Here is an 11,309-nt window from a genome sequence, read left to right as displayed (position 1 = left end):
GCGCCCAATCGTCGGCGATCCACAAGGGAACCAGCTACCAACGATACGCCAGGAATCGCCAATACCGCCGTGATCAGGTCGTCGAGGTTTCACCTCCCCGGATCGTGATCGTCCCTTGTCGTGCCCAGCTCGTGGGTGATGGCAGGATGTTGCTGTGCCCAGAGCAGTGCCCGTCGTCAACAGGCGGGGTGTGCTCGCCGGCGGTGCCGCTCTCGCTGCACTCGCAGTGGCCGTGTCCGCCTGCGGCGAGTCCACCCCCACACCGCCCGCGGTCGATGAGCTCCTGGTGCCCTTGGAGCAGGCCCGCCGCGACAGCGCGCTGGCGTCGGCCGCCGCGGCGGCAATCGGCAATCCGCCGCAGATCGCTGCCGCGCTGACGGTGGTGGCCAGCCAACGCGGCGCGCATGCCCGCGCCCTCGCCACCGAGATTGCTCGCGCCGCGGGCAAGCTGGTATCCGCGACCAGCGAAACGAGTAGCTCGAGCGCCAGCCCCAGCCCGACTGGCACGGAACCACCGCCACCGCCACCGCCGGTGTCCGACGTGGTGGATTCGCTGCGCAAATCGGCCGAGGATGCCAGTCGCCTGGTGGCCAGGGTATCGGGCTACCGCGCTGGTCTGCTCGCCTCCATCGCCGCTTCCTGCACGGCGTCCTACACGGTTGCGCTGATGCCCGGGGGCCCCTCCATATGACCTCGTCCGAGCCCAGCTTCGGGGCCAGCCCCAAGCGGTCGCCCGCCGGCAAAGATGCCGACACCGCGGCGCTGAGCGACGCCCTGGCCGTCGAACACGCAACCATCTACGGGTATGGCATTGTGTCGGCGCTGTCGCCGCCCAGCGTCAACGACTTGGTGGTGGAGGCGCTGAACCAACATCGCCAACGTCGTGACGACGTCATAGCGATGCTGGCCGCGCGTAAGGTCACCGCCCCGGTAGCTGCCGGGGGCTACCAGTTGCCCAGTGACGTGGGCAGCGCAGCCGATGCGGCTCGGCTGGCCGCGCGGATGGAGAACGACGGCGCGACGGCGTGGCGTGCCGTCGTCGAGCATGCCGAAACGGCCGATGACCGGGCGTTCGCGTCGACGGCTTTGACCCAGAGCGCGGTGATGGCCGCCCGGTGGAACAAGGTGCTGGGAGCCTGGCCGATCACCGCTTCGTTCCCGGGCGGCAACGAATAGCTAACCGCTGACGGCGGCCGCGATATCGGTAGCCAGCGAGGCGCCGGCGGCTAGCTCGCGGGTCTGACCGGTGAACCGGTCCCGCAGCTCGACCACGCCGTCCGCCCAGCCGCGCCCCACCACGACGATCCAGGGCATTCCCAGCAGTTCGGCGTCCTTGAACTTGACGCCGGGCGAGGCTTGACGGTCGTCGAGCAGCACCCCGATCCCCAGTTGATCCAGTTCGGCGGCCAGCGCGACGGCGCCGGTGCGCGCCTCCGCGTCCTTGTTGGCGATCACCAGGTGAACATCGAACGGCGCGATCGCGGGTGGCCAGCGCAAGCCCAGCTCGTCGTGATGTTGTTCGGCGACGACGGCGACCAGCCGCGACACCCCGATGCCATAGGAACCCATGGTCAGCCGTATCGGCTTGCCGTCCTCACCGAGCACGTCGGCGCTGAAGGCATCGGTGTACTTACGGCCGAGCTGGAAGATGTGGCCGATCTCGATGCCACGCGCCATGACCAAGGAGCCGGCACCGTCCGGAGAGGGATCACCTTCCCGCACCTCGGCGGCCTCGATGGTGCCGTCGGCGGTGAAATCACGACCCGCAACCAGGCCGACGACATGCCGGCCTGGTTCGTCCGCTCCGGTGATCCAACTGCTGCCGTCGACTACACGCGGGTCAACCAGGTAGCGAACATTGTTGGCGCGCAAGGCTTTTGGTCCGATGTAACCCTTGGCTAGGAACGGGTATCTGGCGAACTCGTCGTCGTCGAGCAAGACGTATTCGGCTGGTTCCAGGGCCGCGCTCAACCTCTTGTCGTCGACGTCGCGGTCGCCGGGCACTCCGATGGCCAGCAACTCCCAGTCCTTGCCGGGTTGGCGGACTTTGACCAGGACGTTCTTCAGGGTGTCCGCGGCGGTCACCGTGCGGCCCAGGTCGGCCTGGTTGGCCCAGGCGACCAGCGTGGCGATGGTCGGGGTGTCGCCGGTGTCGTGGACCACCGCTTCGGGCAGCCCGTCGATCGGTCGGTTCTCCGGGCGCGCGGTGATGACGGCTTCGACGTTGGCGGCATAACCCGACTCCGGGCACCGTACGAACGTGTCCTCCCCGACCGGGCTTTCGGCCAGGAACTCTTCGGAGGCGCTGCCGCCCATGGCGCCGGAGACCGCCGAGACGATGACGTAGCGCACCCTTAAACGTTCGAAGATGCGCTGATAGGCCTCCCGGTGTGCGTGGTAGGCGGCCTTGAGGCCGGCGCTGTCGATGTCGAAGGAGTAGGAGTCTTTCATCACAAACTCCCGGACCCGCAGGATGCCGGCGCGCGGGCGGGCTTCGTCGCGGTATTTGTTCTGGATTTGATACAGGACCAGCGGAAAGTCTTTGTAAGAGTTGTATTCGCCCTTCACGGTCAGGGTGAACAGCTCCTCGTGTGTCGGCCCGAGCAGGTAGTCATTGCCGCGGCGGTCCTGCAGGCGGAAAACACTGTCGCCGTATTCGGTCCACCGGTTCGTGGTCTCGTAGGGCGCTCGTGGCAGCAGCGCGGGAAACAAGATCTCTTGCCCCCCGATGGCGTTCATCTCTTCGCGGACCACCCGCTCGATGTTGCGCAGGACTTTTAGGCCCAGCGGTAACCAGCTGTAGAGTCCCGGCGCGACGGGCCGGACGTATCCGGCCCTGATCAGCAGTTTGTGGCTGGGCACTTCGGCGTCGGCAGGGTCGTCACGCAGGGTGCGCAGGAACAGCTGGGACATCCGGGTAATCACAGGCGGCAAGCCTAGCCGGGCGACGATTCGGGCCGGCGCGGCCCGGTGAGGAGCCCGGCAATCAAACCTAGTGACTGCCATGGCGGCCAGACCCGCGCGGTTGCCGTACACAAGTGTTGTTTGCCTCGCCGCGCATACCGCGCGGTGACTGCCAGACGGCTCATCGGATGCCACGGGCCGGGATGCGTACACCGACGGTGCATCCGCGTTGTGCCACGGCTCGCCAGTGCGTCGGGATTACCGTGTGCCACAGCTCGTTTCGTCTGCAGGTAACAGCCACACCGACGGCGCTGGACGTGGCCGGTTAGCCGTTCGGGCCGGCTTGTCCGTCGGTGCCCGCGATCCCGTCCGAGCCGACACCACCGTTTAAGCCACCACCCAGCCCTTGGCCACCCTGGCCCCCGGTGCCGGCGGCGCCACCCGCCCCGCCTGTCCCGCCCGGACCGCCGACACCAGCAGAGCCGTCGGCACCGGGTAGACCCAGCACGAACCCGGCGCGGCCGCCCACGCCACCAAGGGGTCCACCGGCTCCACCCGCTCCGCCGTCACCGCCACCGCCGCCATCGCCACCGGCACCGCCGCCACCGCCGCTGCCGAAACCACCGGGGAAGCTGCTGACGGCTCGTGTGCCGCCGCCGACCCCGCCGTCGCCGCCGGCCCCGCCGGCACCACCCGCACCCCCGGCGCCGCCAACACCGGCGTTCCCGCCGGCACCTCCGTTGCCGAATAGCGGCGAGGCGGCGCCGCCATTACCGCCCATACCCCCGGTGCCACCGAGACCGCCGACACCAAGCGCACTGGCGCCATCACCACCGTCGCCGCCTACTCCGCCTGTGAGGGAGAACAGATCACTGCGGAACTGAGCCAACGCGGTGGCCGAGTCACCGCCGGAGCCGCCGGCCCCGCCCGGAGCGCCCGCGCCGCCGATGCCACCCACGCCGCCGGCGCCACCGGCACCGCCATTGCCGTACAGCAGGCCGCCGGCGCCGCCAGCGCCGCCGGTCCCCCCAGAGGCGCCGGCACCGCCGGACAACGCGCTGCTGGCCCCGTCGCCGCCGTTACCGCCGGCGCCGCTGCCGGCAAAACCGGTCGGGATTTTGCCGCCAAACAGGGTGGCCGATCCGCCGTTGCCGCCGCTGCCGCCGGCGCTGCCGGGCGCCACGCCGTTGCTGCCGGCACCACCCTGGCCGCCCGTGGCGGAGACGTTGCCGTCGCCACCTTGGATTGTGGCGTTGCCGCCGTTGCCGCCGCTGCCGCCAGCCCCGCCGGCAGCCGCGATACCCGCGTCTCCGCCGGCGCCGCCGAAGGCCTTCCCGGTCAAGTCAGAGTTGCTGGTGGCGCTGGCGCCGTTGCCGCCGGAACCGCCGGTCGGCGTTGCTGCCGTGCCGGGGAAGCCGGTGCCACCGGCCTGGCCGGTTTGGATATCAGGTCCGAATACATCGGCTGGCGTCAGCCCTGCTTTGGCCGCGGGTCCGGGCGTGGGGTTGACCGCGTTGAGCCCGGCCGCACCGACGCCACCCTGGCCGCCCGCCCCACCATCGCCGATCAGACCGGCGTTGCCACCGATACCGCCGGCACCCCCGATGCCGCCGTTAACGCCCGCCACACCAACCCCACCCTGCCCACCGACACCGCCATTGCCCACGAACAACGCCCGCCCACCGTCGCCTCCGACAGCGCCAGACCCACCGATGCCGCCGGCCCCGCCGTTGCCGTACAACCATCCGCCAGCCCCGCCCGCCCCACCGGCCGCGCTGCTACCGCCGGCGCCCCCAACGCCACCGCTGCCCCATAACCCCGCGTCCCCACCCCGGCCGCCGGCCTGGCCCGACACACCCGCACCACCGGCACCGCCACTGCCCCACAACAAACCGCCAGCTCCACCCGGCTGCCCCGGCGCCCCGGCGGTGCCGTCACCAATCAACGGCCGCCCCAACAAAGTCTGGGTGGGCGCATTGACCACAGTGAGTAAAGCTTGCTGAGCATTGGCGGCCTCGGCGGCGACATATGAGAGCCCACCAGCGCTCAAGGCCTGCAGAAATTGGTCATGAAAATTTGTCGCCTGGGCGCTCAGCGCCTGATATTGCTGGGCATACGCGCCGAACAGGGCCGCAACAGCCGCCGACACCTCGTCGGCGCCGGCCGCCAGAATTCCCAGCGTCTGGCCAGCCGCCGCCGCGTTGGCCGCATTGATCGCCCCACCAATACCCGACAGGTCCGAAGCCGCCGCCGCCAGCGCCTCTGGAGCCGCAATCACAAACGACATCACAGGCCACCTCTGCATCCTGGTCATCAGGCGCACAGACCCGTCGTCACGCGCACGCTAAGACAGCAATTGTATGGTGATCTAGGTCATATCAGAATGCGTTGCTGACAACCGATCACAATCCAGCGATCCTGCTTCCCCAACTTTGCTCGCGGCAACCTCGGCACGGTGGCGGCATCGTTGCAATGACGAAATTCAGGTGTTCCTTAACTGGATGAACTACCTTGTCGCGCATGAATACGGCGCTGACCAAGGCTGAATCCGAGTATCGGGACGGGCCGGTGGTGACGGCACTGGGGATTTTGTACTCGGCCGAACTGATCGGGCTCGCTGGCGGCGCAGCGTTCGTCGGCACACGCGGGCAGGAGCGGCTTGACCGCGGCACTACGGTGCTCGCGGTTGTGCTCCTCGCCGCGGCGGCCATGGCCGGCTGGCACGCGATCCGGCTGCTGCAGGGCGCGCGAGTGCTGAAGGTGACCGGCATGGCCCTTCAGTCGGCGATCCTGATCACCGCGATAGCGGTCGCCACCGTCCGACCCATCATCGGAGTTCCCGCGGTCATCGTGTCGGCCGGCGTCCTGGCTGGGTGGGGCAGGCTGGCCAGACTCGGGCCGCCGTTAGCCGTCGCCGACCGCCCGGCCCCCGTCGTGGGCACAACCACTCCCCCGTCGGCCGGAGCCACTGCGGCCGGTGCGTCACGCGGGGTCAGTCCCGGCGGCATTGCCTTGATGCTGGTCACCTCGACGCTGGTGCTGGTCGCATTGAGCGTGCGCGGTGACATGGCGGTCAAGCTGGCGATCCTGGCGATTATCTTCATCCCGCTCGAGCGGCTGTTCGCACTTCGCCCGCTCCACGTGGTGCGCCAAGGATGGCGCACCGATGTGGTGCACTATCTGGTCAATGGGGCCGCGCGCAAGGTCGGTCTCGTCGGCGCAGTGGCGGTGGTCGGCACCGTCCTACAGGCCCTGGTACCGGCCGCCTTTCGCAGCGCGGTCGTCGCGACTCCGGGTTGGGTGCAGATCGTTGCGGCCCTGGGGATTACCGCGGTGGGTGGCTACGCGGGGCATCGCGCCATGCACGAGGTTCCGGTGCTGTGGCGATTCCACCGCGTGCACCACAGTGTCCGTGAGATGGACTGGCTTGCCGCCGGTCACATGCATCCCCTCGACCAGATAGCCATCCGCTCGGCCGCGGTGGTGCCGCTGTACGCGCTGGGCTTCGGTCGGGTCAGCCTCGGCGCGATCGTCATCCTGCTGACGTTTCAGGACATCTTCATCCATGCCAACTTAAGGCTGACCTGCGGGCCGCTGCGCTGGCTGATTGCCACTCCGCAGTTCCACCACTGGCACCACGCACGCCAGCCCCAGGCGTACAACTCCAACTACGCCGCGGAATTCCCTCTCGTTGATGCGCTGTTCGGCACGCTGTACCTACCCGCCGACCGCTGGCCCGCCGAGTACGGCATCGACGATGACCAACCCGACGGCTATGTTCGCCAACTTGTGTGGCCGCTGCGCTGACACCCGGAAGAGTTACAGCTCTCCGGCGTCCATGGCTTCCTTGACCTCCTGCGCGTGGGCGACCTGCGCCGGGGTGTAGCCGATCAACACCGCAGCCCCGCCGACGATGACGGCCGCTCCGGCGATCCACAACAGGCCATAGGTATAGCCATGGTCGAGCGCGGCCAGTTGGCCGTCGTTCATGAACTTCACCGGACCGGTGGTACCACCGAGGTACAGCGTGCGCGAGGTGATCACGGCCTGAACCACGGCCAACACCAGCGGCCCGCCCAGGCTCTGCAGCATCAGCGTCATCGCCGACACCGGGCCGATCTGGTCGAAACCCACGCCGGCGATCGCCGACAGGGTCAGCGGCACAACCGCCATCCCGATGCCGACCCCACCCACGACGATGGGCACTACCAGGTTCGGGAAGTAGGCCACGCCGCGGTGCATGAACAACCAGCCGTACAGCATGGCCAGAACCAGCAGGTATCCCCCGGCGATCGTCAGCACCCGGGGCGAAAACCGCGACACCAATTGCGAGGAAATGCCCAGGCCGATACCCATCGCGATGACGAACGGGATGAAGCCGACACCGGCGCGCAGCGCGCTGTAACCCAAGATGTCCTGCACGTACAGGCCGATGCACACCGTCAGCGTGAACATGACACCGCCGGCCAGGAAGATCGCAATAAAGGTGACCAGCCGGTTGCGGTCGCGGAACAGGTGGAACGGCACGACCGGGTTTTCGGCGGTGCGCTCCACCACGATGAACGCGAGTGCGGCAGCCAGAGCGACCGCGCCCGAACCGATGGTGGTCACCGAGATCCAGCCCTTTTCCGGCCCCATCGAGAAGGCGAAGACGGCAGCGGTGCAGGCCAGCGTGGCCAGCATGGCGCCGGCCGCGTCGAGCTTCATCCGCTCACGATTGGTTTCCCGCAGCGCGGTGCGGGCCAGGTAGATCATCACCAGTCCGATCGGCACGTTCACCAGGAACGCCAGCCGCCACGAGACCTCGGTCAGCGCTCCGCCGACCACCAGGCCCATCACCGAACCGATCGCCGTCATCGCAGCGAACACCGCCGTGGCGGCGTTACGGGCCGGCCCCTTCGGGAACGTGGTAGCCACCAGCGCCAGACCGGTCGGCGAGGCGATGGCAGACCCGACGCCCTGGGACAGTCGCGCGATGACCATCGTGGCCTCGTCCCAGGCGACCGCGCACAGCACCGAGGAGATGGTGAACAGCGCGACGCCGACGATGAAGGTCCGTTTGCGCCCGATGGTGTCGCCGAGACGCCCACCGAGCAGCATCAGCCCGCCGAAGGTCAGCACGTAGGCGGTGATCACCCAGCTGCGACCGGCGTCGGACAGGCTGAGTTCGTTCTGGATCTTAGGAAGCGCGACGATGGCGACGGTGCTGTCCATGGTCGCCAAGAGCTGCATTCCACCGATCGCGATGACTGCGGCGATGAAGCGACGGGAGGGCAGCCAGGTCGGGTAATACCTGGTGATGCGCTGCGAGGCGGTCTCCGCCGAGCGCGCCGGGCGAGCCGACGCCGGACGCTCCTGCCGTCCGGACGTCCAATTGTGGGCAGCCCGCTCTGTGTCGTTGAGAGCCGTCATAACGGGTTACCTTACAGTAATCTTAAGAATTGTTTAAACCCCGAACGCCGCCGAGGCCTGCAACAGCCCCGATGACGACGATCGCGGGAGGTCGGATCCCCTCTGCGCGGACCTTTTCCGGCGTGTCGGCGAGGGTAGCCCGCAACGTGTGCTGAGCCGGCGTCGTTCCGTGCTGAACCACCAGCACCGGCGTTTCCGCAGGTCGGCCGCCTTTTAGCAGTGCTTCGACGAAAAGTTCGATGCGTTCCACCGCCATCAGCAAAACAATGGTGCCGGACAGTGCTGCCAAAGCATCCCAATTCACTAACGATTCGGGATGACCGGGCGGAAGATGGCCGCTGACCACGACAAACTCGTGATTTGTGGCCCGATGCGTGACCGGAACGCCCGCGGAAGCAGGAACTGCTATGGCACTCGTCACACCGGGCACCACGGTCACCGGAATGCCTGCCTCGGCGCATGCCAGTACTTCCTCATAGCCGCGGGCGAACACGAAGGGGTCGCCGCCCTTGAGACGTACGACAAAACTCCCGGACTTGGCCCGTTCGATCATGGCGGCGTGGATTGCGTCCTGGGCCATGGCCCGGCCATACGGGATCTTGGCGGCGTCGATGACTTCCACATGCGGGGGAAGCTCGGCGAGCAACTCCGGTGGCGCCAGGCGGTCGGCGATCACGACATCGGCCTGGGCAAGCAGCCGACGGCCGCGGACGGTGATCAATTCGGGGTCCCCGGGTCCGCCACCGACCAGCGCTACCCCACCGCGGACAACGTCGGAGCCGACGGGGCTTTCGGGGCCTTCGGGGGTGATCAGCCCCGTCTGCAACGCCTCGCGGATCGCAGACCGGATGGCAGCCGAACGGCGGTGCTCGCCGCCGGCCAGCACGCCCACCGACAGCCCTGCATAGCTGAATGTCGCCGGGGTGACTGCACTTCCTTCGACGGCGATGTCGGCGCGGACGCAGAAGATCTGCCGGCGATCGGCCTCGGCGACGACGCTCGCATTCACCTCCGCGTCGTCGGTGGCCGCGATCGCGTACCAGGCCTCTTCGAGGTCCCCGTCGCGGTATTCGCGCAGCGACAACGTGATGCCTTCCATCGCCTCGACGGCGCGGGTGGCGCTACGGGAGATCACGTGCACGTCTGCGCCGCTTGAGATGAGAAGGGGTAGCCGGCGTTGGGCGACACTGCCCCCGCCGACCACGACCACCTTCTTGCCGGCCAGTCGCAATCCGACGAGGTAAGGGCTCTCGGTCACCCGCCAAGCTTAGTGGTGATCGCCAGCCCGGCGGAGCCGGGCGCAGCGGATCACCACCGTCGAACACCGTGGTGATCGCCAGCCCGGCGGAGCCGGGCGCAGCGGATCACCACCGTCGAACACCGTGGTGATCGCCAGCCCGGCGGAGCCGGGCGCAGCGGATCACCACCGTCGAACACCGTGGTGATCGCCAGCGCGGCGGAGCGCGACGCGGCGGATCACCACCGTCGAACACCGTGGTGATCGCCAGCCCGGCGGAGCCGGGCGCAGCGGATCACCACCGTCGAACACCGTGGTGATCGCCAGCGCGGCGGAGCGCGACGCGGCGGAGCCGGGCGCAGCGGGTGTCGCCGAGCCGCTACGACCGGGCGGCGGCATGTGCGACGAAGCGCGACACCGCTTCCGGCGTCGCGGCCGGATGTGTATGCAGGTAGGACGCATGCACACCGCCATGCACGACGCCGTCTCGCACAGGGTGGTCATCATGCCCGGCACCCCGATACACCCACGCCGGCTGGTAGCTGTCGGTGAACGCGACGGTGGTGCGGTGGAATTCGTGCCCGGCTACCCGACGGCCGACCGAATACAGCGGCGAGTCGGCGACCGCGACGGCGTCGCGGTATCCCAGTGTGAGGCGCTGGGTAAAGCGTGCAGAGCCGGCCAGCACGCCGCACATCGGGTATCCATCCAGTTCGGATACCAGATAAATCAGTCCGGCGCATTCGGCGTGTATCGGGGCGCCCGCGGCCGCCAAGTGTCGGAGCTGGCGGCGGACCAGCTCATTGGCGGAGAGCTCCGCGGCGAATTGCTCCGGGAATCCACCCGGCAGCAGCACGGCGTTCGTCCCTTCCGGCAGTGCCTGATTGAGCGGGTCGAAGTCGACGACATCGGCCCCGACGGCCCGCAACAGCTCGGCATGTTCGGCGTAGGCGAAGCTGAAGGCCTTGCCCGCCGCCATCGCAACGGCCGGGCGCCCGCTCATTGGCCCGCCGGCGGCCGTCACCGGGTCCCACGGCGGTGCGCCGACGCGGCTTGCGGCGGCCGCGACCATTGCGCTCAGATCGGTGTGCCGAGCGACCAATGCCGTCATCGCCTCGACTGCCAGCCGGGCCCGGCGACCATACTCGACCGCGGTGACGAGACCCAGATACCTTGTAGGAAGCTCCAATTCAGCGGCTCGGGGGATGGCGCCCAGCACTGGGACACCGGCCTGCTCGCACGCCTGTCGCAGCACATGCTCATGCCTGGCCGTCCCGACCCGGTTGAGAATGACGCCGGCAATCCGGGTTGTTAAGTCGAAGGTGGTGAAGCCGTGCAACAGCGCCGCAATGCTGTGGCTCTGGCCCCGCGCGTCGACCACCAGGACCACCGGCGCCCCCAGCAAGCCTGCGACGTGTGCGGTGGACCCCGCTGCAGGGCCGCTCATCGCTTCACCGATACGCCCGTCGAATAGGCCCATCACACCTTCGACCACCGCGATGTCGGTGCCGACGGTGCCGTGCGCGTAGAGCGGGCCGATGAGCCGCTCCCCCACCAATACCGGGTCCAGGTTGCGGCCGACCCGCCCTGAGGCGAGGGTGTGGTAACCGGGATCGATGAAGTCGGGACCGACTTTGAAGGGCGCGACCCGGTGACCGGCTCGGCATAGCGCCCCCATCAAACCCGTTGCGATGGTGGTCTTTCCGCTGCCCGAGGCGGGTGCGGCAATCACCAGGGCCGGTGTCGAGGTCACGGT

The 11,309-nt window shown here is 68.5% G+C and carries 8 protein-coding genes; 3 read left to right on the top strand and 5 right to left on the bottom strand.

Annotated features, from left to right (window positions below; translation table 11 throughout):
• Window positions 1–154: 154 nt before the first annotated feature.
• Window positions 155–691, top strand: a complete 537-nt coding sequence (locus EET10_RS09835) for a hypothetical protein (RefSeq protein WP_063466677.1) — start codon at window positions 155–157, stop codon at window positions 689–691.
• Complete coding sequence (locus EET10_RS09830; RefSeq protein WP_036403852.1) at window positions 688–1,176, top strand: ferritin-like domain-containing protein; 489 nt, start codon at window positions 688–690, stop codon at window positions 1,174–1,176. The genes EET10_RS09835 and EET10_RS09830 overlap by 4 nt, the downstream gene beginning before the upstream one ends.
• On the opposite strand, the gene EET10_RS09825 is transcribed toward EET10_RS09830, so the two are convergent.
• Complete coding sequence (locus tag EET10_RS09825; protein ID WP_036403854.1) at window positions 1,177–2,925, bottom strand: proline--tRNA ligase; 1,749 nt, start codon at window positions 2,923–2,925, stop codon at window positions 1,177–1,179.
• Between the two features lie 304 nt (window positions 2,926–3,229).
• A complete protein-coding gene (locus tag EET10_RS09820; RefSeq protein ID WP_122502114.1) occupies window positions 3,230–5,191 on the bottom strand; it encodes a PE family protein in 1,962 nt (653 codons plus the stop codon).
• Window positions 5,192–5,424: 233 nt separating this feature from the next.
• Here EET10_RS09820 and EET10_RS09815 point away from each other — a divergent pair, with 233 nt between their 5' ends.
• Complete coding sequence (locus EET10_RS09815) at window positions 5,425–6,711, top strand: sterol desaturase family protein (protein WP_081260301.1); 1,287 nt, start codon at window positions 5,425–5,427, stop codon at window positions 6,709–6,711.
• A gap of 12 nt (window positions 6,712–6,723) precedes the next feature.
• Here EET10_RS09815 and EET10_RS09810 read toward each other — a convergent pair whose 3' ends face one another.
• The 3 genes from EET10_RS09810 to EET10_RS09790 form a co-directional block, all read right to left on the bottom strand.
• On the bottom strand, window positions 6,724–8,316 hold the full coding sequence (locus EET10_RS09810; protein WP_036403856.1) for an MFS transporter: 1,593 nt from the start codon (window positions 8,314–8,316) through the stop codon (window positions 6,724–6,726).
• Between the two features lie 22 nt (window positions 8,317–8,338).
• Entirely contained in the window at window positions 8,339–9,574 is a 1,236-nt protein-coding gene (gene cobA, locus EET10_RS09805; protein WP_122502113.1) for a uroporphyrinogen-III C-methyltransferase, read from the bottom strand.
• A gap of 358 nt (window positions 9,575–9,932) precedes the next feature.
• Window positions 9,933–11,306: a cobyrinic acid a,c-diamide synthase CobB gene (locus EET10_RS09790; RefSeq protein WP_244601902.1), complete on the bottom strand. Its 1,374-nt coding sequence runs from the start codon at window positions 11,304–11,306 to the stop codon at window positions 9,933–9,935.
• Window positions 11,307–11,309: the final 3 nt, after the last annotated feature.

The sequence above is a fragment of the Mycobacterium pseudokansasii genome (assembly GCF_900566075.1).
GTDB classification, from domain to species: domain Bacteria; phylum Actinomycetota; class Actinomycetes; order Mycobacteriales; family Mycobacteriaceae; genus Mycobacterium; species Mycobacterium pseudokansasii.
The sequence above is the reverse complement of the archived record's forward strand: the minus strand, read 5'-3'. Positions and strand labels throughout refer to the sequence as shown.